Genomic DNA, 22,783 nt, shown 5'->3' on the forward strand with positions numbered 1-22,783 from the left:
CTGAATATTAGGTATAAAGCCACTTTTTCCAATTTGGAATATTATGGTAAAATTAGGATGGTTTTAACAAAGGAGGGTGTATATGACTAAGACAATAGGTCTTATTTGTGGTAGTTTAAGAAAAAACTCTTATAATCGAATCATTGCTCAATCATTAACAGAGATGGCTGATTCCCATCAATTTCGTTGGATCGAGATTAATGATCTACCTTTATTCAATGAAGACATAGAAACAAGTATTCCGGAAGCAGTGACATCATTTAAATCTGCTATCCAGGACGTTGATGGTATCATTATTGTAAGTCCAGAGTACAATTCTGGAATTCCAGGCGTATTAAAGAATGCATTGGACTGGGCATCAAGACCTCGGGAATCCGCTGTTCTTAGTAGAAAACCGATTGGTTTAATCGGTGCTACTCCTGGGGGATTAGGTACTGTATATGCTCAAATACAAATCAGAGAAATACTAGAAGCAATGCAAGCCCATGTTCTTCCATTTCAAAAAATGCTGATTTCTCAAGTACATGAAAAGATTGATTCCGATCTGAAAGTGCTTACTGACGAACACACAAAACGTTATCTTCACCGTTATTTACAACGATTTATAAATTGGATCGATAAAACTCCTGTTCTAGATTAATAGAAGCAGACCAAGTTTTTTCTGATTTTTGAGTAACCTATTAACGTGACATAAGTTTTATAGATAAATAATATCAATAATCAGTTTGGTTATCAGCTTATTGTAACAAACGAAGTAATTTATGATAATTTTCCAGTTTTAAACTTTCTTCGATTACTTAATTTTTAGGAGGAATACATAATGTCTGATCTTTATTCTCGTATTAATAAGGATGATGCTGTCGTTCTTTTAGTGGATCATCAAACTGGTCTTATGGCTGGACTAGTGCGTGACTATGGTGTTGATGAATTCAAGAACAATGTTTTGGCTCTTGCTCACACTGCTAAGTTTTTTGATTTACCAGTTATATTAACAACAAGCTTTGAAAACGGACCTAATGGACCACTAATGCAAGAATTGGTTGATCTTTTTCCTAACGCGCCAAAAATAGCTCGTCCTGGACAAATTAACGCATGGGATAATGATGATTTTGTAAAAGCAATCGAAGAAACTGGAAAAAAACAACTTATTATCGCGGGCGTAGTTACGGATGTTTGCGTTGCTTTCCCGGCACTTTCCGCTATAAAAGCTGGTTATGAAGTATTTGCTGTTACTGATGCTTCAGGAACTTTCAGCAAACAAGTTGCAGATGCCGCTAATACGCGTATGGCACATAGTGGCGTGCAACTTTTGAACTGGTTTAGCGTAGCTTGCGAATTACAACGCGATTGGCGCAACGACGTTGAAGGCTTTGGCAATTTGCTTGCTAGTAATCTTCCAGGTTATCAAAATATAATTGGAAGCTATATGGCAGCTCAGCGAAATCTGAGTAAACAAAACGTATGAAATTAGCGCTGATTTAATCAGCGCTCTTTTTTTAATTAGAAGTAAAGCTCATCTCAATCATGGTTGATCTGTAAAATAGTAGCGCAGGCATAAGCACCCACGCTACCATTTTTTAATCTATTTGCTATTACTTAAATAAATTATAAATAAGCGAGATCCACTAGTTTCTACACTTACTCTCGGTTTAAACCACTTACAGAAAGTTTTTTATTAAGTATTCTTTAATTGGGTTATATTCATGCTGGTAAACAGGTCTTCCGATGGTCCCATATATAACCTTGACATCAAGGATTCCTAAATCCTTTAAGAAGTTCAGATACTTTCTCGCTGAGACCCTTGAAATGCCCACAACATTTGCCACTTCTTCGGTGGAAAACGGCACCTCTTTCAATTCATGAACTGCTTCCCATACTTGCTTTAAAGTATCCTTAGTCAACCCTTTTGGGAGCTCTTCAACTATTGCAGTTTCATCCCTGTGTAAAAGATAATTATCGAGTTCTTGTTGGCTGACAGCTTCCAGTTTATCAGTAAACCGGGTCTTTTGCTGATAGCTGACAAGAGCAGCATTGAACCTTTCAAATTCAAAAGGCTTTATTAAATAATCGACAACGCCGTACCTTAATGCCTTTTTGATTCGCTCTAGATCCGATGCTGCCGAAATAATGATTACATCAACTTCAAGTTCCTTTTTCCGGAGGTACGTCAATAGCTCTAACCCCTGTTTGCCCGGCATAAAAATATCCAAAAGTATAAGCTGTATATCTTCCTTTCCAAGCAAAAGGACAGCATCATCAACTGAATTGGCTACTGTAGTCAAACGGAAACCACCAATCTTAGAAAGGTATCGTTTATTGATTTCCGCCACCATAGGGTCATCTTCAACAATCATTACATTGATCATGCCTTTTCATCCTCTGCTTTATAAGGTATATACACCGCAAAATTCGTTCCTTTTCCCGGCTTAGAAGAAATGATTAGGTCCCCTTCTAGTCTTTCAATACTCTGAGCTAGAAGATATAGTCCGACCCCGCGGTTTTCTCCTTTCGTGGAGAAGCCCTTATCAAATATTTTATTTTGCATTGAATTCGTCATTCCCATACCTGTATCCTTAACTTCGATTGTTAAAATATCCTCTGCGTAATCAAGCTTTAAGTCAACTTTCTTGACAGGACTGTTCGCTATCGCTTCCATTGCATTATCGACGAGATTTCCAATAATCGTTATCAGTTCATGCGTGATTCCCGGGTTCACAGGCCGGGGAATCTTATTGGAGCAATCAAATGATAGTGATGCACCTGATTCTCTTGCAAAGCTTAACTTGCCAATCAAAAATCCAGCTAGAACCGGATCCTGGACATTCTTGGTTACAAAACCCATTTCCATTTCCCGATGGTTAACCGTTTCACTCACATAGTTCGCAAGTGTATCGTATTGTTCGGTACGGACAAGGCCAAGAATAACATGCATCTTATTCATGAATTCATGGGCATGGGCTCTGAGGGCATCCGCATAATTGCGCACCCCTGTGAGCTGTTCGGCTAATAACTGAACTTCCGTTTTATCACGGAATGTAGCAATTGCTCCAACCGGTTGATTATCCACCACTACCGGTACCCTGTTTACCAAAATAGTAACTCCATGCAGATCCTGTTCCTGATCAACCTCAGTTTCTCCAGACTGCAAAATACGAGTTAAGCGGGTCTCAGGCAAATAATCTTCTATTTTGAGTCCTTTTGGATTCCCTTCTAGGCCCGCTTTTGTAAAAAGCTTTTGGGCTGCCCTGTTTACAAGGGTAATTTTTCCTTCTTGGTCAATGGCTATAATTCCCTCACGCACCGACTGGAGCATGGAACTCCGCTCTTCAAGCAGCTTAGCAATAGCAAACGGCTCGAGGCCCAATAGGATTTTTTTGATAAACCTGGCCAAACCCACCGCACCAGTTACCCCTATTAATATTCCGATTATTGTCCCAATCATCATCCCCATTCGACCTTTATGTACAGCCTTCGTTACGTTTTCCAAAGAAATCCCTACCGCAACAGCGCCGATTTGTTTTCCATTTGAATTCATGATTGGTTTAAATGCTCGCATGGATGGCCCGAGAATCCCCTTTGAGATAGATACATACTCTTTCCCTCGAAGGACCGGTCCTTCATCTCCTCCCTTGAATCTCTTTCCAACTTCACTGGGATCCGGATGGGAAAGCCGGATTCCTTTCATATCCATGACGACAACAAAGTTAACATGCGTTAAATCTTTTATTTGATTAGCAAAAACTTCTATTTCTGTCGAATTTGTTTTCCCCTCAAGAGACCCAATCACTTGCGGGTTAAGAGAAACGATCTTTGCAATATTGAGTACCTTTTCTTTCTGTGTCTCTTCCACACTGGAGGTAATTCTCTTACTGATTAGCAAATCGGTTATACCTAGTGATAAAGCGACAACAAGGCATACAAAAATAATAATGATGGCTTGTAAACTAAATCTGCCCTTTTTCATAATCTCCTCCAGGTTATCTCTTAATTATAGTATGAATAAGGTTTATCCATTACATACAAAGAGACCACGAAGCTCTCTGAAAGAGCTTTGCAGTCTCTATATTAAATCAACTTATTAGTAAAATTTCTGCCACGATTGGGTTAAGCAAGTTATGGTAAAGAAATAGAGAAGGAGTCATTATTAAGGACTTACTGTTGTTAGCTTTCCCCTTGACTTCTATACTTCTATAGCTATACTCTTAATTTCTTTATACTCAGGTTTCCACATAGCATCTTCAATCGCATCTTCAACATCTTGAATATCTATTCTTGCAATTCCTTCGTGTATTGCAGCATAGGCTACTTCAACGGCTACGTATTTTGAGACTTCATGTAGCTTTTCAATGGATGGCAGTAGGGTTGCTCCAGGTTTACTGGTGTCAGACATACTTGCAACCGCATAAGCAGCAGCTGCAAACATTCCTTTTGAGATCACTTCAGCTTTTGCAACAATCGCCCCCAAGCCTAGGCCTGGGAATACAAATGCGTTATTTGACTGTCCAATTTCATAGGAAATACCTTTGTATTCTACATTTGCAAACGGGCTGCCGGTTGCAATTAGAGCCTTGCCATCGGTCCACTTAATCAGGTTTTCCGGCACTGCTTCTGTCAATGCAGTCGGGTTGGACATAGGCAAGATGATCGGTCGCTCAACGTGCTTAGCCATTTCTTTAATCATTTCTTCAGTGAACGCACCGGCTTGTCCTGAAGTACCAATCAGGATTGTTGGCTTCACCCTTTGAACTACTTCAATTAATGAAATGATCCCTTCCTCATTCTTATCCCAATCCTGAACTTCATTCACCTTTCTTGTATAAGGCTTCTGGAAGTACAGAACATCTGGTGTTTCATCTGTTAGTAGACCCCGATAGTCTACAGCCCAGAAACGGTCAAAGGCTTCTTCTCTGGTCAATCCTTCTAGAACCATGGCATCTGCCATTTGGTCTGCGTTACCGATGCCGGCAGCCCCTGGACCAAAGACAACAATGCGCTGGTCCTTTAAGGATTCACCTGTTACTTTCAAAGCAGACATAATAGCAGCAAGAGTAACAGCACCTGTCCCCTGGATATCATCGTTGAAGGTAAGGATTTTGTCACCATATTTGTCCATGATTTTTCGCGCATTGACGTTACCAAGGTCCTCCCAGTGAATAAGAACCTCTGGAAAAAACTTTCTTGCAGTCTGAACGAATAAATCAATGAATTGATCATAACGATCACCTCGGACACGTGCGAATTTGTTGCCGATATACATAGGATCTGCAATCAAAGCTTGATTGTTCGTGCCAACATCCAACACGATTGGTAGAACACGGTTTGGATCAATACCAGCTGCAGCCGTGTACACGGCAAGTTTACCAATCGCAATATTAATACCGCCTATCCCTTGGTCCCCAATACCAAGAATGCTTTCAGAGTCGGTCACGACGATTAAATCAATACCATTTTTAGGCTTTCCAAGATTATAAAATGCCTTTTCAATGCCCTCAGGATTATCAATGGAAAGATATAAGCCATCTGGGCGACGGTATCTATGGGAGTATGACTGGATTGCATCGCCGACAGTAGGAGTGTAGATGATTGGGAGCATTTCTGCCAGATGTTCCTTCAAAAGACGGTAAAACAAGACAACATTACGGTTATATAAATCATAAAGTAGCCCGTTTTTGAACAGATTCGTCGTCCGCATCGAATATTGTTCATAGACCCTATTAACTTGTTCCTCTAGGGTGATTACTTGTGGCGGTAACAGACCTTCAAGTCCAAGGTTTTCTCTTTCCTCTTTCGTAAAAGCTGTTCCTTTATTCAAAAAAGGATTAGAGAGAACTTCTTTTCCTTTTATTGTAGTTACAATAACATTCTCAGGTACACTCTCAAGTACATTCATGGTGTTTCCTTCCTTCTATCTTAAATTAGCTATTTTAGACAATACCGAAACCATCTTAATAAAATTTTCCTTATCCCAGTATTTTTTTAACTAAAAACCCTTTTTTGTAACTAAAAAAAGCAGAAAGTAAAATCGCTGACTGCTTTGTTTTAGTTTCATTTTCAAATTGGCATTAAAGCTTCAGCAGCTTGATGGCCAAGAATATAGTAGATTTTTTACTTTATTGTCATGATGCCCTTGCAATTGATTTATTAGCTTTTTTCTTTTCGGACATTTTAAATATATAATTAACAATAATAGGACAGACTATTGCAGATATTACACATGCTGCTGCAACTTGCGCAGTAGCTCCTGGTGCTATTGCAGCTAAGGTTGGGTCTGCTGCTGCAACAACAGCTGGTGTAGCTACAGCATTCCCTGCAGTTGACCCTGTTGCTAAACCAACGATAGGATTTTCTTTAAATAACTTTAAAAGTACGTAAGCTCCAATTCCAGTGAATGCAGCTATTAATCCTAGTAATATGCCAGGGCCTCCCGCTTTTATAATAGTTGAAAGATTCATTCCAGCACCTAATGGGAATGAAAAGAATGGGATTAATAATAATTTACTGCTTCCAAGAAACTTCCTCATTTCAGGATCAATATTTCCTAAAATCATTCCTATTACTATTGGAATTAATACTCCTATAAGTGTTTGAAAAGGAATTGTGGCAAGACCAGATGCACCTAATGCAACTAATGTGAAAAATGGACCATCTTTTAAAGAAAATAAAGCATATGCGCCTACATCGGTTTCGTCTCCATATGATGAAGCAAGCGATGCATATAATCCACCATTTGCATTTAATAACGCTGCTAGGATAGCTAGTGGTGATAATCCTAAAATTCCGGCTGGCCCAAAAAGCATTGCTACAGTTAAACCGATACCTGCACCCACTATAAATTTTCCAGTTAATAATATTGCACCTTTTTTTAATGCCTTTGGTGCTAATTTGAAATTAATTTGTGAACCAATTAAAAACATGAAACATGCCAAAATGGTAGATGATGCTTCTTTACTAAATAATGCCGTTGTAAAACTTCCAATTTGTAAAAATTGCGGGAAAAAGGTATTCGTTAATACTCCTAAAAAAAGTGGAACAACCATCAGACCACCTGGAATTTTATCAAGCGTTTTCTTAATTGGAATTTGCATTTTTAACCCTCCTAAAGTAGTTTTATCATTTCAAATGAATCCATTATTTTACCTATTGTTCAAATAATCCTAGAAAGCGGTTCCATTTTTCTTGCATGATGTTCTATTCTCTAATTACCCGTTGTTTTGTTACCTGTCTATCATATTCGGATGAAAACTGTTTTCATAGTTTAAGAAAGTTTAATAATCCTTTTTGTAAATAAAAAAAGTAAGCAGTTTCAATAACTGCTTACAAAAAGTTTTTATTAGGTGTTCAATAGTAAAAAGAAATAAATAATCTTGCTTTTTTTATTTTATAATTATTATTTCACTTTTTTTCCCAATTAAATAAACTTGTAATTTATTAAAAGGGGATTTCTCCATTTAATTTTCCGAAGTATTCATCAGCTACTTCGGAATCTTGAATCGCATTTTTTTCTTCAACATTAATTTGAAATTTATTATCCAATTTTTTAATATCAACATTAATTGTCGTGTATGTTGATTGATCTTTTCTTATTTTAATATAAAGTATAGCTTCTTTTTCATTAATTTTTTTAAGAAAAATTCCATTAACTAAATTTTTAGTCTACTGTTTATTTTTTTTTCTATTTTTTGATTTTGTTCGATTGAGAGTTTGGTGGCTTTCATCGAAAAATCTCCTTTCCTTAGTGTCATAATACAGGCAGTAATGTTGTCCATATACTTGAGATTTTCCAAATACAAAATGGAATTCAGAAAAATAATATTAAATACTCAAATCTTCAAAACTGATAATACAAGAAGATATGTACCTGTTCCAAAAACAAGGCAAGGAATGCAAAATCAGTGATACGAGTTGGGAAAATGTCTGTGATTAGCTTATGTTTATCAGCTATGGGGACGTACAATACATTTTGGAACTAATTTGAAGGGAAAACAGTTTTATTTTGTTATGAAGGAAGAACTTGCATAAGAAGTATGTGCAATCTGCTTAGTAATAGATGAGTTTTTTGTATTTAAAAGGGCTTCCCAAAAGTCAGTTCTCCTAACTTAAGGGATAGCCCAATTTTTATTTATGCAGGTGTATTTGTATTTGTGTTTGCTTCTGTACTGTCACTTTGATTTAATTTACTGTTTTTATATCCGTAAGTAGCGTAAATTACTAAACCGATTACTAACCAAACTACGAATCCCTTCCAAGTAAATGCTGAAAGTTGAAACATTAAATATCCACAGAATAAAATTGCTAATACTGGAACAACAGGAACCCAAGGAGTTTTAAATCCACGTTTTAAGTTTGGATGAGTTTTTCTTAAGACTAAAATACCAAGTGATACAGCTGAGAAGGCAAATAATGTACCAATATTTGTTAATTCAGCTAGTTTATTTAATGGAATAAAACCAGCAAATACTGCAACTAATCCACCAGTTACCCATGTACTTACAACTGGTACTTGAGTTTTACCATTAACTTTTGATAATTTTTTCGGAAGTAAACCATCTCTACTGATTGAGTAGAATAAACGCGTTTGTCCAAACATCATTACGATTAAAACTGTAGTAATACCAATTATTGCACCAAGTGAAATGAAACCAGCTGCCCAATCTTGGTGGATAAATGATAAAGCAAAAGCAACAGGATCTTTAACACCAAGTTGATCGAACGGTACGATACCCGTAAGAATTAATGAAACAACGATATATAAGATTGTACAAATTGTTAATGCAGAAATAATACCGATTGGTAAGTTACGTTGAGGATTTTTTACCTCCTCAGCAGCAGTAGCTACTGCATCAAAACCAAAGTAAGCAAAAACAACAACTGCAGCTCCAGCTGTTACACCAGAGAATCCCATTGGCATAAACGGTGTCCAGTTTCCTGGCTCAACATACCAAACACCTATAGCGATGAAAAGAATTACTACTGCTAATTTAACAATTACCATTACAGTGTTTAGTTTTGCAGATTCTTTTACACCTCTAGTAAGAATGAATGTAACTAATAATACGATAAGAACTGCTGGTAAATCTATAAAAGTTCCTTTAGAAGGATCAAATGCACTTGTTAATGCTGTTGGAAAATGAATTCCGAAACCTGATAATAAACTTTGGAAGTAACCAGACCATCCACTAGCTACAGCTGATGAAGCCAGTCCATATTCAAGTACCATATCCCAACCTAAAATCCATGCCACAATTTCACCGAATGCGACATAACTATACGTATATGCGCTACCTGCCTCAGGAATCATTGATGCAAATTCAGAGTAACATAATGCAGCAAATGTACAGGCTAAACCTGCAATTATAAATGAAAGAATAAGTGCCGGACCAGCATAATCTGCTGCTGCTACACCAGTTAGAACGAAAATCCCTGTACCAATAATTGCACCTATTCCTAGCATTGTTAAGTCAAATGCACCTAAAACTTTATTAAGTGAACTGTTAGATAATCCACTCGATACTGATTTTTTTCGAAATAAATTCATAAAAACCTCCTCTAAATTCTTGTGCTACTTTTCCAATTTTAATTATTTAATAGTTTCATAGTTGTTTGTAAAAAAAGAAAATTCCGACAACTAAAACCAGAAAAAATTAATTGTTAGAATTAAACGATTTTTATCTTATCATACGATTTTTAATTATACAAAGCATTTTTCAACAAAAAAAAAATATTCAGAAATTGTGCAGAACGACTATATTCAGATCATTTTTCACTAATTTCTCCTCCTAAATCATGCACTTAAAATTTTTGGAGTTTATATTAGATAATAAGATTTTGGGAACTTTTTAGTAAGGTATTCAAATGGTTTCTATATAAAACTTGTTAAAATTAAATAAACAAAGACTGCATGAGCTTATTATCCCTACCCTTGTTACAACCTGACTACAACACTTTTACAATCCCTGCAATTTGAAGAAACAAATTTATTGGCTAATCCACCAACTGCTTTGATTCTATATAGAGCGATTGAATGAATTTTTTCATGTTGATTCGGCTTTGATTAGTGCTTTTTTCACTTTTACCTTCAAGCTCTAACATTTTCTTTCGAACTTCCGAGAAATCGAAAAACGTGGATGAATACGCTTCGAATTTTGGATTCGTGTAATCTGTTAATCCTAATGAGGCAATATGGATGAGCACATGGTAAATAGCTCTGCGAACCCGTTGTTCGGAGGCTTTCGATTCTTTTTGTATTTCCGCCTCGGTAGCCTGTTCTCCAAGCGATTTTTTGGCATTTCCATAAAATATTTCTTTTAGAGACGGAAAGATGTAGAAGGATCCAAACTTTTGTTTTTGGTCCTGCAGGAATTCTAAAATATTCATCAAGTCTTCACTTCCGCTTTCTCCGATAATCCCTAAATCCGAAATCAATGAACGGCCGGCTTCGATTATGTTTTTTGTATGAGAAGAGCCGAATGGTGCCGAATGATGACCTTTTAATAAAGTTAACGATTCTTGTATGCCTCGAATTGATTTTTCCAGAATCACCCGTTCGTTAACCTTTTTTAACACTCCTGAGATTTCAATTCGGTTTAACGGCTTAGTGATGTAGTATTCTGCTCCTAAACTATATACTTCCCCTATGAGCTCCTTTGCCTCTACTTGTGAAATCATTACGAATTTCCCCTGGAATTCAGAAGAAAGAACACGAATTGTTTCAATTCCATCCCTCTTTGGCATCAGTAAATCAATAAGTACTACGTCTACTTTTTTGAGCGCAAGCAAGTCATTGTCTACCAATGATCCGTCTTCTGCTTCACCCATCACTTTGCCTAAATCCTCATCCTCAATCATGTCTATCAGCATCGCTCTAATAGCTGGATCATCGTCTATTATAAAATAATTCATTTGATTTATCCTTTCTGTATCATAGCACTAATTGGAAGCTCGATGACAAATACTGTTTCTTTATGACTTTCTTTTAGCTTAATATGTCCGCCAAGCTTGTCGACGGTTAGTTTCACATATGAAAGTCCAATTCCTGTAGAAGGATTGCCGGAAGCATCATACTTAGATGTAAACCCCTCTTTAAAAATGACTTCTTTCAACTTCGGTGCAATGCCTGGTCCATTATCACAGACATGAAATTCTACAATCCAGTCTCTTCGAATGACATACAACGATACATGTCCCTCTTGCTCAATGGCTTCCACCGCATTTGCGATCAAGTTATTTATCAAAGATAATACCCTATATACATGATATGGCGGATGTTCCCCTTCGACGTGCATAGAAAACGAAATGTGTTTATTCAATAACTCTGCATACCGTCTATTGGAAACAAGGATAATGTTACTCAGTAACTCAATGCCCATGTAGTCCTCTTGCTTTTCAGTAGAAATCAACTGTGATAGTCCAGCATAAATTCGCTGATTATCTTTTTTTACTTCATGCACGAGACTTGCAATTTGCAGTGCGGTTTGGGAAAAATGGACATGAGAAACTTCTGATTTCAACCTACGATAAAAATCATAACTTATGCGGGTGATTTCTTCCGCATTTTGCATTGTTTTCTTTAGCTGTACCGATTCCTCATACAAATTCGAAATGAACAACAGCATTTGCTCGTTTTGTCTACGTTGCTCTTCCACTGCCAATTTTGATTCTCTCAGTTTAAAAATGTTAAAAAAGCCAAGTACAAAAAAACTTCGAATAAACGCGATAAAGATAATCTTTTCGATTGAGTGAAATGCAATGATTTTATCCGCTATCGAGTATCGAATCACCATTTCAACTAAACTTGCACCAATTTCTATGACCATTCCTAGTAATCCAATCATAAATGGCTTGTTATGCTGCTCATTCATCTTTGTAAAATGAAAGATGAAAGCGAACACGACGTAATAAAAGAGTACCGGAAAATGACTGTAAAATGCCTCATCAACCGGTATGTCACTGATTAGGACCGCCAAAAAAAATCGAAATACAAACACACTTGTCCCAGTCAAAATTCCTGCAATATTCGGGTGAATGCCCCTTCCCAATAACAAAAATAAGAAAAATGCCGGTGTCCCCAGGCTGACACGGAATGCATCATTGAACGGATAGAATTTAAACTCTCCAGCGAGCGGAACGGTAATCATCAAAAATACAACTGCTAAAATTCGTTCCTTCAGTTCCACACCTCCAAACATTAAACATTTTACTCAAACCTTTGGAAAATTGAAATAGTTGTGAGAAAATTATTTATTTTTTATTTTTTATTTGTAGGTTTTTGTATGATTCGGTATGATTTTGAGTGGAATCGCTTACATTCATATTCTTAATAAACTTGAAGGGGTGTATGGGATGAAAAAACTAAAACTTGGGTTAGCTTGGCAGATTGTAATTGGTCTCATTTTAGGTATCGCAGTTGGAGCTGCCTTTTATGGAAATCCAAATATTGAAGGATACCTAAAGCCGATTGGAGATATTTTTATTCGTTTAATCAAAATGATTGTTATTCCTATTGTTGTCTCAAGCTTAATTGTCGGTGTTGCCGGCGTTGGGAATATGAAAAAGCTTGGTAAACTCGGTGGTAAAACGATTTTATATTTTGAAATCATTACAACTATTGCCATTCTTGTTGGATTGCTAGCGGCAAATATCTTTCAACCCGGTAGCGGCGTTGATATGTCATCATTACAGAAAACAGATATCGGAAGCTATATAGAAACAACCGAAACGACGAAAAGCCACGGTTTTGCTGAAACTTTCGTCAATATCGTTCCGCCAAACATTATTTCTGCAATGACAGAAGGAAATATGTTAGCCATTATTTTCTTCTCTGTTTTATTCGGACTAGGTGTGGCAGCGATAGGTGAAAAAGGAAAACCAATCTTAAAGTTTTTCGAGGGTACAGCTGAAGCAATGTTCTATGTGACAAACCTAATCATGAAGTTTGCTCCATTTGGTGTATTTGCTTTAATTGGTGTAACGGTATCAAAATTCGGTGTCCAATCACTGATCCCATTAAGTAAGTTAACGATTCTTGTTTATTCAACGATGATTTTCTTTGTGTTAGTTGTTTTAGGACTTGTTGCAAGATGGGCAGGCATTAACATTATTCATTTTATTAAGTTATTAAAAGATGAACTGATCCTTGCTTATTCAACGGCTAGTTCTGAGACTGTTTTACCTCGAATTATGAATAAAATGGAGAAATTCGGATGCCCTAAAGGAATCACATCGTTCGTTATCCCAACAGGATATTCTTTCAACTTAGATGGTTCTACGTTATATCAAGCATTAGCGGCCATTTTTATTGCACAAATGTATGGTATTAATTTATCGATTAGCGACCAAATCTCATTAGTACTTGTATTGGTAGTAACATCTAAAGGAATTGCAGGGGTTCCCGGAGTGTCGTTTGTTGTATTGTTGGCAACGCTCGGTACAGTTGGAATTCCGGTAGAAGGATTAGCGTTTATCGCAGGTATTGACCGTCTTTTAGATATGGCGAGAACAGCAGTTAACGTAGTAGGTAACTCTCTTGCGGCAGTTGTTATTTCTAAATCAGAAGGTCAATTCGATAAACAAAAAGCGCAAGCTTATATTAAATCACTTGATTCCGGTAAGCAAACAAATGCAGCATAATCTTTCTTAACATCATAATTGAGTAGACCTAGATTCACCGACTACTGCATTACAGGCATTGACTACATTTCTACAACCTTCTCGCTTTTTCAATATGAGATCAAGCTCTTCTTCTAGTAATCAACTAAATATATATAACAACAAGTAAACGGTGAAATTAAAAGCCTGTATCTTCAAATACCAAGTAATTTTCGATACAGGCATTTTTTATCTATTAACGTTGTTATGTTTAGACTGACAAAAAAGAGAAACTCACAGGATAAAGAGTTTCCCTAAAAAATAGGTGATATTGGTAAAAAAGAAAATGTAACTGTACTTTATTATATAAAAATTATTATGTATTGTATTCGGTATTCGCCTTTCTTGTTGGATATATTTTCCAGCTTTATATAACTAAAGTAATACGTTCGTTAAATAAGAAAAGCCTTAGTTAACCCTGTATAGGTAATTTTATATTCTGATTTTTCGTTCCAAAACCTAATGCAATCGCGGCGCCAATACAGCAAAAAAAGCAACCAGCAATCAAATACACTGATGGATCAGACTCACCGATTAAAACTGAGGCCACTCCACCAATTGCGGGGAAAAGGGCGACCATATAGCCACTTTGAGCTCCTCCAATTTTTTCTACTAGCTTCAAATAGAATAACCATGCAGCAAAAGAAGCAACCAACGTTAAATATAACAACGCAGATAAGTACGTAAAAGATGTTGGAAAAATAAATTCTTTCCCTTGAAACAATATAATTGCTCCCATCAATAAACTGCCCACTGTAAATCCAATTGCATTTGCATAAATGGGATCAACCTTGCGATTTGCATTTCTTGCCGAGCATGCGTCACCAACTGCTGTTAGGAGAGTACCTAGGAAAGCGAAAATAATTCCTTTTATGTCATGGAACCCTTGAAAATTTTCCAGTGTCGGATAAATTAGAATACACACTCCCACTACACCAAGAATACCTCCAATTAGAACTCGCGAATGTAATTTTTCTTTTAAAAAAATCCGGAGAGCAATCGGAGTTAAAATCACTTTTAAAGAAAATACCAGTGTTACGATTGCTGCAGAACTCAAAATTGTAGCGTAATAAAGACACAGATAGCTTAATGCAAAGTTACATATTCCAAATGCCATTACAAACGGGATATCTTTTCTTGTTGGTCTCCCCTTTGGGCGAATGAACAAAACAAGAACTAAAAATAAAAAGGCTGTCATAACTAGTCGAAAAGTTAAGGATAATTCCAAGCTTACTGGAGTTCCTTGAATTTTTACAGCAATAAAATTAAGTCCCCATACGATCAAGCAAAACATATACATAAATTTTATCATTAATATTACCTCTTCCTACTGTTCCTCCATTAATTGTAACAAATCAAACTAAATTATTAGATTCTCGATTCATTTCTTTAAATAATATGCTTTTTACTTCAATAAAAAAGCGACCTTCTATTGAAGTATCGCATTGCTTTAGTTGTATTACTTCAACTCAAAAGATTCTTCATTTCCATCCCATTTAATCGTTACTTTAAAAACATCAGAATCCCTCGTAACAGAGCAACCCGAACAAGAGGTTTTCATAGTAATGACGGTTTCATCATTTTCACTTTCTTTTCGGTTACTACCGCCGGTAAGGCCATCGACATTGATTTCTAAATTTTTTTTCTTTTGTTTACCATCTTTGAATTCAAATTCAAACTGACCATTTTCAGTAGTGCCATCTACATTTGTTGTATATTCGCCTTTCCAATGTTCGCTTTCACCTTTAAAATGAAGGGAATCATTTGAACAACCAACCAAAATTAACAAGGTAACCAAAATCAGAAAGTAAATTTTTCTCATAATGTCATCTCCCATATTACCATAATATGTTAATTCTCGCCCATAATGATATTTCCTTCTCTAGGCAGTAAGGAAGTATTCTTATGCAACTAAACGGCCATCCTTTTTCGGTTCAAATTATTTAAGTAAAAATAAATACCATATTATTCATTTGATTCGATACTTATAATCTCCCATGTTTGAACGACTGGATATTATCCTGATTTCACTACATATGTTTTTATTGGTGTTTGCTATATCAATTTTCTTGTTATGTATATATGGGGCTACAAGAATCATCCTAAAAAACAAGTACTCAACCTTCACGTATGGGTTTTGCTGTCACTTGTATTATGTTATTTCTCTGCTTTGGATTTGGTCCATTGAAACGGAACAGTATATTCAAATTTGGTTAAGTGGAATAACTTACTTTATTGTCCCATCATTCTTGCTCCTATTGACAAAGCTAAAAGGGCGTGTAAAAGAATGAGACGATAGAAAATGCTTTTAGTTTGGGGAATCTTTGTTTCATTAGTCATGATTCCAGGATGTGCCCCATTTGTTGAGAACAACACAATTGAAGATATTGCTCCTGTCACTTTTTGGTCAATTAGTAAAGGCGAAAAAGGAAAAATAAAAATGAGTACATTAGTCCCTCCATTAGTAAATGAGCCAAAAAGCTTATTAACCACTAGAAGTTGATCTCCTTAAACAGGGAGGAAAAGACTTTAATTTAAGATATTATCGTGAATTGAAGGTTGGACAACTCCGTATGTTTTTAATTCATGAGGAATTAGCGAAACAAGGGATTATTCAGTTGATTAACAAGCTATTGACAGACTATGATATTTCGCAACGAATGTATTTAGTAATCGTAGGTAATTTTGACGATAATATTAACAGACAAGCAAAGAAGCAAGAAAACCTTGATTATTACCTGTATGGGATGCTAAGACACTATGAGAGGAAAAAACAAGTTGAAATGACCATTGTCAATTTGCATGAATATAAAAATAAGCTGTTTTCACCATATTCAGACTCCGTTCTTCCTGTTTTCAAAATAACGAAAGATAACTTTACTCACAAGGGGACTGAAGAGCTGAAGGTGGATCCTCCTAAAATCGTGACACACACCCAGCTTTTTTTGAGGCATTACAAAAGACTAAAAATAATTATTAAATTATCATGAAAAGAGGTTGACCCCCTTGGCCGGAGTCAACCTTAGATTACCAGTTAAAATTTACCTAATCGACTCTTGTCTTACTAAAGGATTCAACCCAGCAGTTTCCATATAATCTTTCCCCCAGTTATACATAGCATCGAGAATCGGCATCAAGCTTCTTCCTTGTTCAGTAAGGGAGTATTCTACTTTTGGAGGAACCACGGGATAGACTTCTCGTTTTACAATCAAGTCTTCTTCCAGTTCTCGCAATTGATTAACTAGCATTCTCTGCGTAATCCCTGGCATAAGAGCTTTCAGTTCACCAAATCGCTTCGTTCCCTCTTTTCCTAGATGCCATAGTATAAGCATCTTCCATTTACCACCGATAACGGAAAGAGTTAATTCTTTTTCACAATTAAAAATCTTATCCTGCATTCGCGACATTTCACTTCACCTCCATATTTATTATAACCAAAAGTATACTTTTTTCACTATATAAAATAAAAGTATGTACTTGCAATGTCCATCCATACAATATATATTAGCAGTGAATATATAATTCTATTCTGCTGTACAAGAAGGGAGTTAAAGAATGATGGAACAATTTAAAGCATTGATGGTAGATAAAAATGAAAACGATTTTTCTGTTCAAGTCAAAAATATTACCTTAAATGAGTTACCTCAAGGTAATGTTTTAATCAAGGTTTCTTATTCTGCGATTAACTATAAAGACGGTTTAGCTAGTATTCCGAATGGAAAAATTGTTACAACCTATCCCTTTATTCCAGGTATTGATTTAGCAGGTGTAGTCGTAGCGTCTCAAGATCCACGCTTTCGCGAAGGAGATGAGATCATAGCAACAAGCTATGAAATTGGGGTATCCCATTATGGTGGTTATAGTGAATATGCCCGCATTCCTGGTGATTGGATTGTCCCTTTACCCGAAAATTTAACGTTGATGGAATCAATGATTTTGGGGACAGCAGGTATTACTGCAGCCCTTTCCATTCAAAGGTTAGAAGATAACGGTTTATCGCCAGAAAAAGGCAAAGTCCTTGTCACTGGAGCTACTGGTGGGGTAGGAAGTTTAGCTGTTTCCATGCTTTCAAAAAGAGGATACGAAGTTGTCGCTAGTACGGGTAAAAATTCTGAGCATACTTTTTTACATAAGCTCGGTGCAAAAGAGATTATCTCTCGTGAAGATGTCTTTAATGGTAAAATAAAAACTCTTGATAAACAAAATTGGGTTGCAGCGGTTGATCCAGTTGGAGGAGAGACACTTGCTTCCATTTTAAGTAAAATCCACTATAATGGTTCAGTTGCGGTCAGTGGTTTAACTGGTGGAGGAAGCGTTCCTACCACCGTGTTTCCGTTTATTTTACGTGGCATAAACCTTCTCGGAATTGATTCTGTTTATTGTCCAATGGATGTTCGGCAAGAACTATGGAATCGCATGGCAACCGATTTAAAACCTTCTACTCTTTCTGAAATTATACAGAAAGAAATTACACTTGAAGAATTACCTGAAAACTTGCCTACTATTTTAAAAGGACAAGCAAGAGGTAGAATCATTGTAAAGATATAGAAAACATAAGAGAGGGACTCAAAGTCTCACTCTTATGTTCTTACCTTCTTAACATGACAACATTTTTTTCTTGATATAAAGTGATCACCAAGTCAGCCATTCCAACAAACAAACCGTTTTCAACGACTCCCCGTATCATTTTAAGCATTCGTTCTAACGTTTCAGGCTGAACGTGCTCAGGAATTCGGCAGTCAAAAATATAGTTTCCATTATCAGTAATAAACGAATTTTCTCTGTTTAATCGAATTTCTGGGACTAATCCAATGGCTCTAATATGTTTTTCCGTCATTTCATAACCGAACGGAATAACTTCTACGGGCAATCGAAACGCACCTAATTTCTCTACCCTTTTAGATGAATCTGCTACAACAATAGCAATATCTATACTTTCTATTTCACTAAAGCTTGTAAATGGAATGCCTAATTCTTTAACCAATTCTTCCGTTTGAACAAAAGTTGGAACACCTTTAATGGACAGACCTTCGTTCACTAGCTGACCATGCTTTTGAATGGTATAAAAACTGTCGATCCCGTACCAAGCCCCACAACCATGCCATCTTTTATAAACTCTGCTGCTTCTTCACCGACTATTTTTTATCTACCATTTTGACACCCATCATACCAAGGTCCTTTCTTTTTCATAAAGCACAATTATCATTGATCTAATTCTTTCCAAACTTTCATGATCAATGACAGAAGGAGGTTCTTCCATCCATCCCTTTTCTATTAATAGATTTATACTATCTTCAGCAATAAAGGCAATTTGGGTATTCATTCGTGCATAATCTGCCGTTAAGTCTCTTCTTTGTCCCATTGATAATGCCTCACTATAATAAGCAATTGCTGCAGAAAGCAGTGTCGCTATTTGAATAGCATAAGTTCATCTGAAAAGGGTGGAACTGTTGAATCTGTTACTTCTGTTTCAAATAACTTAGGAATAACACTAGTTACCCTTATAAACAACTTCAACAATGACAATTTGGGCAATTATTAAGCAACTTATACAGAAAATTGGCCATGCAGAATGGTGCATTGTTTCTTTTAAAGTTAATAGTAAGACTATATAAGCGGTTTGTCTTATAGTATACTTTTTGACACTATGTAAAATAAAAGTGCGTACTTTTAATGTTTAATCATACGTTATATACTTGCAATTGTTCAGTGAGAGAACATGATATTCCTTATTGCTCGCTGGTACAGATAAAGCACTATAAGGATTATATTACCGTAAAAGTATTATTACACTTTGGAGACATTTCCACTGAACAACAATAAAAAAATTATAGGAGTGAATATAGATGGAATTACAATTAGCATTAGATTTAGTTAATATCCCAGAAGCAATTGAGTTAGTTAAAGAAGTGGAGGAGTACATTGATATCGTTGAAATCGGTACACCGGTTGTAATCAATGAAGGTCTTCATGCTGTAAAAGCAGTTAAAAAAGCATTCCCTAACTTAAAGGTATTAGCAGACCTGAAAATCATGGATGCTGCTGGTTATGAAGTAATGAAAGCTTCTGAAGCAGGTGCTGATATCGTCACAATTCTTGGAACTGCTGAAGATATGTCAATCAAAGGTGCAGTTGAAGAAGCGAAAAAACAAGGTAAAAAAATCCTTGTTGATATGATTGCTGTAAAAGACCTTTCTGGACGTGCAAAAGAAGTGGACGCTATGGGTGTTGATTATATTTGTGTTCATACTGGCTATGACCTTCAAGCAGTTGGAAAGAACTCTTTTGAAGATTTACAAACCATCAAAGGTGTTGTAAAAAATGCTAAAACCGCAATCGCAGGTGGTATTAAGTTAGACACACTTCCAGAAGTCATCAAAGTACAACCAGACCTTGTTATTGTAGGTGGCGGGATTACTGGACAAGCTGATAAAAAAGCTGCTGCTGCCAAAATGCAACAAATGATTAATCAAGGGTAATTCAGATTATGAATACAACTCAATACCTAGCTGAAATCATAAAAGAGTTAAATCGCTCCGTAGACTTAATTTCGAATGATGAAGCTGAAAAATTAGTTAATGGGATTCTTGAATCAAAAAAAATCTTTGTTGCAGGCGCAGGTAGATCTGGATTTATGGCTAAATCATTCGCCATGCGAATGATGCACATGGGGATAGATTCCTATGTAATTGGCGAAACAGTAACCCCTAACTTTGAAAAAGATGACATCTTAATCATTGGATCAGGTTCAGGAGAAACGAAAGGTTTAGTTTCCATGGCCGAGAAGGCAAAAAGCATCGGTGGGACGATTGCAGCTGTAACCATTTTCCCTGAGTCCACTATTGGACAATTAGCGGATATCACAATTAAGTTGAATGGCTCACCTAAAGATCAGTCGGAGAGTGATTTTAAGACGATTCAACCAATGGGCTCATTATTTGAGCAAACACTTTTACTATTTTACGACGCTGTGATTCTTCGGTTCATGGCGAAAAAAGGTTTGGATACCAATAAAATGTACGGTAGACACGCCAACTTAGAATAAATATATTATTTTTTGAGTTCTAAATTGGAAAGACCGCAAGCTGTTTCCATGCAAGATTGCGGTCTTTCTGTTAGAATAACTACTTCAATTTGTAATAATTTTTAGGAGTGATAAAATGATTTCTTTAAATGGAAAAACTGCAATAGTTACTGGCGCAGGAAGAGGCATTGGACGTGCTACTGCTATCGCCTTAGCAAAAGAAGGCGTTCATTTAGGCCTAATCGGCTTAAATATGTCTAATCTAGAAAAGGTAGCTGCTGAACTAGCACAATTTGATGTAAAGGTTTCTGCAGCAACAGCAGATGTGACCGATCTTGAATCCGTTACCCATGCTGTTGAACATATCAAATCAGACTTAGGCCCAATTGATATCCTAATCAACAATGCTGGTGTTGCTAAATTTGGTGGGTTCCTTGATCTAACACCAGAAGAATGGGAAAAAATCATCCAAGTCAATTTAATGGGTGTGTATAATGTAACAAGAACAGTATTACCAGGAATGATCGAAAGAAAATCAGGAGATATCATCAATATCTCTTCATCTGCTGGCCAAAAAGGTGCTCCTGTTACAAGTGCTTACAGTGCTTCTAAATTCGCTGTTTTAGGGCTCTCAGAATCACTTATGCTAGAAGTAAGAAAACATAATGTTCGTGTTACTGCTTTAACACCAAGTACGGTCGTTACTGATTTAGCCATTGATACAAATCTTGTTAAAGGCAATGAAGAAAACGTTATGCACCCAGAAGACCTTGCAGAATTAGTCGTGGCTAGTTTAAAATTTAATCCAAGAGTTTTCATTAAAACAGCTGGATTATGGTCAACAAATCCATCATAAAACGAAGCAGACCCATGGGGTCTGCTTCTTTAGTTCGAACAAAATACTCTTATATGTATCAGTAATACAAGGACATTTCTTTATCTATATCAACAATTAACTGGTTAACTTCATTCTGTGCTAAGCGTACAAGCATTTGATCGTATAAAGTAATAATTTGCCCATCCTCTCCATGCTGATGTTTTTTTAAAATAATGATAAATAGTATTTAACTGGTATTCATTAAGGACCGACTCTGTTTCGAAATTCTTAACTTTCTGTAAGGAAAATTCATTGATAGTAGAATCAAATTCACCTGCAATAATGTTCCCTTTCACGAACATCTTCTCTCAAAGTCAGTATAGGATAGTTTTCCTACATAATATGTTAAATAAATCAATACTAAATAGAAGCAGCATAGTTCTGTTCACATGATTAATATCTGTCGGTGCAATCAATAAAGCTTCGGTTATACGAAACATGCCATCAACTAATAAATGTAATAACACATAATCACGAAAATGCTCGTACGATTTTTTCGAGTAATTTTTAACCACCTTCAATAAATTATCAATTTCATCTCATGAAAGAATATCAATCTCATGTGCATTTTGTTTAAAACCTTCAAATTTATTAAACGGATTCACTTTTATCCGTTCTTCCTTCAAACACCAATTAATGAATGTTTTTAGTCGTTTAATTCAACTTTGAATTGATGCATCTGCTAATCCTTTTGTTTTCGCATATTTTGGAACATATTTATTTCCATCGAATTTGACACACTCATGTTTTAGCCAATACACATAATCAGATATGAAATTGGTTGTAATGTTTGATAGATTAAATGTTCTGTCGCTTCTAGTAGCATGAAATGACTCAATACTATTGAATACAAAAATAAATTGATTCAATGATTGTGGTCTTAAATTCTGCTTTTTCTTTACCTCGAGAAATTTTTCAAATACCACTTTGGCAGTATCACTTTTCTTAACTTTTGTATCTTTTCGGATATGTGGCTGACGTTTGCCGACTTTTACTTTTTCATCGAATAATTTTAAAGACAACAAAAACACCTCGCTCATTCTAAAGTTTAGAAAGTACGGGGTGTTTCGGTCCGAACTTGATCGGAATTCTACATGCAATTTGTTCTGACAAATTATTGTGCCAACGCTGTTGTGGCAAGGTATGATCCCAACTGGACTTGAACCAGCGGACCCCTACCCTGTCAATTACAGCGTGTGAGGATTATACAGTATTACTGATTATTTTAGATCTATTAA

22 protein-coding genes are annotated in these 22,783 nt (G+C 36.1%); 9 read left to right on the plus strand and 13 right to left on the minus strand.

What is annotated here, in order from left to right:
• The first annotated feature begins 82 nt into the window (after positions 1-82).
• Both COI44_RS09140 and ycaC read left to right on the plus strand, forming a co-directional pair.
• On the plus strand, positions 83-640 hold the full coding sequence (locus tag COI44_RS09140) for an NADPH-dependent FMN reductase (protein WP_098427660.1): 558 nt from the start codon (positions 83-85) through the stop codon (positions 638-640).
• A gap of 180 nt (positions 641-820) precedes the next feature.
• A complete protein-coding gene (ycaC, locus tag COI44_RS09145) occupies positions 821-1,465 on the plus strand; it encodes an isochorismate family cysteine hydrolase YcaC (RefSeq protein WP_097976051.1) in 645 nt (214 codons plus the stop codon).
• Positions 1,466-1,658: 193 nt separating this feature from the next.
• Here the strand turns inward: ycaC and COI44_RS09150 are convergent, their stop codons facing one another.
• The 7 genes from COI44_RS09150 to COI44_RS09180 all read right to left on the minus strand — a co-directional run bounded on the left by COI44_RS09150 (position 1,659) and on the right by COI44_RS09180 (position 12,173).
• A complete protein-coding gene (locus COI44_RS09150) occupies positions 1,659-2,366 on the minus strand; it encodes a response regulator (protein WP_098427661.1) in 708 nt (235 codons plus the stop codon).
• Positions 2,363-3,964, minus strand: a complete 1,602-nt coding sequence (gene dcuS / locus COI44_RS09155) for a DcuS/MalK family sensor histidine kinase (protein ID WP_098427662.1) — start codon at positions 3,962-3,964, stop codon at positions 2,363-2,365. Before dcuS ends, COI44_RS09150 begins: the two co-directional genes overlap by 4 nt.
• A 216-nt stretch (positions 3,965-4,180) precedes the next feature.
• Entirely contained in the window at positions 4,181-5,890 is a 1,710-nt protein-coding gene (locus tag COI44_RS09160; RefSeq protein WP_098427663.1) for an NAD-dependent malic enzyme, read from the minus strand.
• Between the two features lie 226 nt (positions 5,891-6,116).
• Positions 6,117-7,085 carry a 2-keto-3-deoxygluconate permease gene (locus COI44_RS09165; protein WP_098427664.1) on the minus strand — a complete coding sequence of 323 codons (969 nt, stop codon included), beginning with the start codon at positions 7,083-7,085 and terminating at the stop codon, positions 6,117-6,119.
• 1,034 nt (positions 7,086-8,119) lie between these two features.
• Complete coding sequence (gene bcaP / locus COI44_RS09170) at positions 8,120-9,535, minus strand: branched-chain amino acid transporter BcaP (RefSeq protein ID WP_098427665.1); 1,416 nt, start codon at positions 9,533-9,535, stop codon at positions 8,120-8,122.
• 446 nt (positions 9,536-9,981) lie between these two features.
• Positions 9,982-10,899, minus strand: a complete 918-nt coding sequence (locus tag COI44_RS09175) for a response regulator (protein ID WP_098427666.1) — start codon at positions 10,897-10,899, stop codon at positions 9,982-9,984.
• A 5-nt stretch (positions 10,900-10,904) separates the two neighbouring features.
• Positions 10,905-12,173 carry a sensor histidine kinase gene (locus COI44_RS09180; protein WP_286163840.1) on the minus strand — a complete coding sequence of 423 codons (1,269 nt, stop codon included), beginning with the start codon at positions 12,171-12,173 and terminating at the stop codon, positions 10,905-10,907.
• 166 nt (positions 12,174-12,339) lie between these two features.
• Between COI44_RS09180 and gltP the strand changes: the two genes are divergently transcribed.
• On the plus strand, positions 12,340-13,626 hold the full coding sequence (gltP, locus tag COI44_RS09185) for a glutamate/aspartate:proton symporter GltP (RefSeq protein ID WP_098427667.1): 1,287 nt from the start codon (positions 12,340-12,342) through the stop codon (positions 13,624-13,626).
• A 430-nt stretch (positions 13,627-14,056) separates the two neighbouring features.
• On the opposite strand, the gene COI44_RS09190 is transcribed toward gltP, so the two are convergent.
• On the minus strand, positions 14,057-14,956 hold the full coding sequence (locus tag COI44_RS09190) for a DMT family transporter (protein WP_098427668.1): 900 nt from the start codon (positions 14,954-14,956) through the stop codon (positions 14,057-14,059).
• A gap of 147 nt (positions 14,957-15,103) precedes the next feature.
• Positions 15,104-15,466: a hypothetical protein gene (locus tag COI44_RS09195; protein ID WP_098427669.1), complete on the minus strand. Its 363-nt coding sequence runs from the start codon at positions 15,464-15,466 to the stop codon at positions 15,104-15,106.
• 480 nt (positions 15,467-15,946) lie between these two features.
• Here COI44_RS09195 and COI44_RS09200 point away from each other — a divergent pair, with 480 nt between their 5' ends.
• Positions 15,947-16,147: a hypothetical protein gene (locus COI44_RS09200; RefSeq protein WP_098427670.1), complete on the plus strand. Its 201-nt coding sequence runs from the start codon at positions 15,947-15,949 to the stop codon at positions 16,145-16,147.
• Between the two features lie 70 nt (positions 16,148-16,217).
• On the plus strand, positions 16,218-16,634 hold the full coding sequence (locus COI44_RS09205; RefSeq protein ID WP_142329247.1) for a Ger(x)C family spore germination protein: 417 nt from the start codon (positions 16,218-16,220) through the stop codon (positions 16,632-16,634).
• Positions 16,635-16,685: 51 nt separating this feature from the next.
• Here the strand turns inward: COI44_RS09205 and hxlR are convergent, their stop codons facing one another.
• On the minus strand, positions 16,686-17,051 hold the full coding sequence (hxlR, locus tag COI44_RS09210) for a transcriptional activator HxlR (RefSeq protein WP_098427672.1): 366 nt from the start codon (positions 17,049-17,051) through the stop codon (positions 16,686-16,688).
• A 148-nt stretch (positions 17,052-17,199) separates the two neighbouring features.
• Here hxlR and COI44_RS09215 point away from each other — a divergent pair, with 148 nt between their 5' ends.
• Complete coding sequence (locus COI44_RS09215; protein ID WP_286163841.1) at positions 17,200-18,192, plus strand: NADPH:quinone oxidoreductase family protein; 993 nt, start codon at positions 17,200-17,202, stop codon at positions 18,190-18,192.
• 40 nt (positions 18,193-18,232) lie between these two features.
• On the opposite strand, the gene COI44_RS09220 is transcribed toward COI44_RS09215, so the two are convergent.
• Positions 18,233-18,682 (minus strand): ribose-5-phosphate isomerase A, encoded by a 450-nt coding sequence (locus COI44_RS09220; protein WP_353616011.1) that lies wholly within the window; start codon positions 18,680-18,682, stop codon positions 18,233-18,235.
• A gap of 126 nt (positions 18,683-18,808) precedes the next feature.
• Positions 18,809-19,063, minus strand: a complete 255-nt coding sequence (locus COI44_RS09225; protein WP_353616015.1) for a DUF3231 family protein — start codon at positions 19,061-19,063, stop codon at positions 18,809-18,811.
• 427 nt (positions 19,064-19,490) lie between these two features.
• Between COI44_RS09225 and hxlA the strand changes: the two genes are divergently transcribed.
• From hxlA to COI44_RS09240, 3 genes are all read left to right on the plus strand, one after another.
• A complete protein-coding gene (gene hxlA / locus COI44_RS09230; RefSeq protein WP_098427673.1) occupies positions 19,491-20,123 on the plus strand; it encodes a 3-hexulose-6-phosphate synthase in 633 nt (210 codons plus the stop codon).
• Between the two features lie 8 nt (positions 20,124-20,131).
• Positions 20,132-20,689 carry a 6-phospho-3-hexuloisomerase gene (hxlB, locus tag COI44_RS09235; RefSeq protein ID WP_098427674.1) on the plus strand — a complete coding sequence of 186 codons (558 nt, stop codon included), beginning with the start codon at positions 20,132-20,134 and terminating at the stop codon, positions 20,687-20,689.
• Between the two features lie 115 nt (positions 20,690-20,804).
• Positions 20,805-21,524 carry a 3-ketoacyl-ACP reductase gene (locus tag COI44_RS09240; protein ID WP_098427675.1) on the plus strand — a complete coding sequence of 240 codons (720 nt, stop codon included), beginning with the start codon at positions 20,805-20,807 and terminating at the stop codon, positions 21,522-21,524.
• Positions 21,525-22,204: 680 nt separating this feature from the next.
• On the opposite strand, the gene COI44_RS09250 is transcribed toward COI44_RS09240, so the two are convergent.
• A complete protein-coding gene (locus tag COI44_RS09250; protein WP_098427676.1) occupies positions 22,205-22,567 on the minus strand; it encodes a phage integrase SAM-like domain-containing protein in 363 nt (120 codons plus the stop codon).
• Positions 22,568-22,783 lie beyond the last annotated feature (216 nt).

The organism is Bacillus sp. AFS088145 (assembly GCF_002564465.1).
Lineage (GTDB): Bacteria > Bacillota > Bacilli > Bacillales > Bacillaceae_G > Gottfriedia.

Excerpts from the sequence above, each read along its gene's own strand:
- COI44_RS09140 (WP_098427660.1), top strand. The coding sequence starts at position 83 with ATGACTAAGACAATAGGTCTTATTTGTGGTAGTTTAAGAAAAAACTCT.
- ycaC (WP_097976051.1), top strand. The coding sequence starts at position 821 with ATGTCTGATCTTTATTCTCGTATTAATAAGGATGATGCTGTCGTTCTT.
- COI44_RS09150 (WP_098427661.1), bottom strand. The coding sequence starts at position 2,366 with ATGATCAATGTAATGATTGTTGAAGATGACCCTATGGTGGCGGAAATC.
- dcuS (WP_098427662.1), bottom strand. The coding sequence starts at position 3,964 with ATGAAAAAGGGCAGATTTAGTTTACAAGCCATCATTATTATTTTTGTA.
- COI44_RS09160 (WP_098427663.1), bottom strand. The coding sequence starts at position 5,890 with ATGAATGTACTTGAGAGTGTACCTGAGAATGTTATTGTAACTACAATA.
- COI44_RS09165 (WP_098427664.1), bottom strand. The coding sequence starts at position 7,085 with ATGCAAATTCCAATTAAGAAAACGCTTGATAAAATTCCAGGTGGTCTG.
- bcaP (WP_098427665.1), bottom strand. The coding sequence starts at position 9,535 with ATGAATTTATTTCGAAAAAAATCAGTATCGAGTGGATTATCTAACAGT.
- COI44_RS09175 (WP_098427666.1), bottom strand. The coding sequence starts at position 10,899 with ATGAATTATTTTATAATAGACGATGATCCAGCTATTAGAGCGATGCTG.
- gltP (WP_098427667.1), top strand. The coding sequence starts at position 12,340 with ATGAAAAAACTAAAACTTGGGTTAGCTTGGCAGATTGTAATTGGTCTC.
- COI44_RS09190 (WP_098427668.1), bottom strand. The coding sequence starts at position 14,956 with ATGATAAAATTTATGTATATGTTTTGCTTGATCGTATGGGGACTTAAT.
- COI44_RS09195 (WP_098427669.1), bottom strand. The coding sequence starts at position 15,466 with ATGAGAAAAATTTACTTTCTGATTTTGGTTACCTTGTTAATTTTGGTT.
- COI44_RS09200 (WP_098427670.1), top strand. The coding sequence starts at position 15,947 with ATGCTTTTAGTTTGGGGAATCTTTGTTTCATTAGTCATGATTCCAGGA.
- COI44_RS09205 (WP_142329247.1), top strand. The coding sequence starts at position 16,218 with ATGTTTTTAATTCATGAGGAATTAGCGAAACAAGGGATTATTCAGTTG.
- hxlR (WP_098427672.1), bottom strand. The coding sequence starts at position 17,051 with ATGTCGCGAATGCAGGATAAGATTTTTAATTGTGAAAAAGAATTAACT.
- COI44_RS09215 (WP_286163841.1), top strand. The coding sequence starts at position 17,200 with ATGATGGAACAATTTAAAGCATTGATGGTAGATAAAAATGAAAACGAT.
- hxlA (WP_098427673.1), top strand. The coding sequence starts at position 19,491 with ATGGAATTACAATTAGCATTAGATTTAGTTAATATCCCAGAAGCAATT.
- hxlB (WP_098427674.1), top strand. The coding sequence starts at position 20,132 with ATGAATACAACTCAATACCTAGCTGAAATCATAAAAGAGTTAAATCGC.
- COI44_RS09240 (WP_098427675.1), top strand. The coding sequence starts at position 20,805 with ATGATTTCTTTAAATGGAAAAACTGCAATAGTTACTGGCGCAGGAAGA.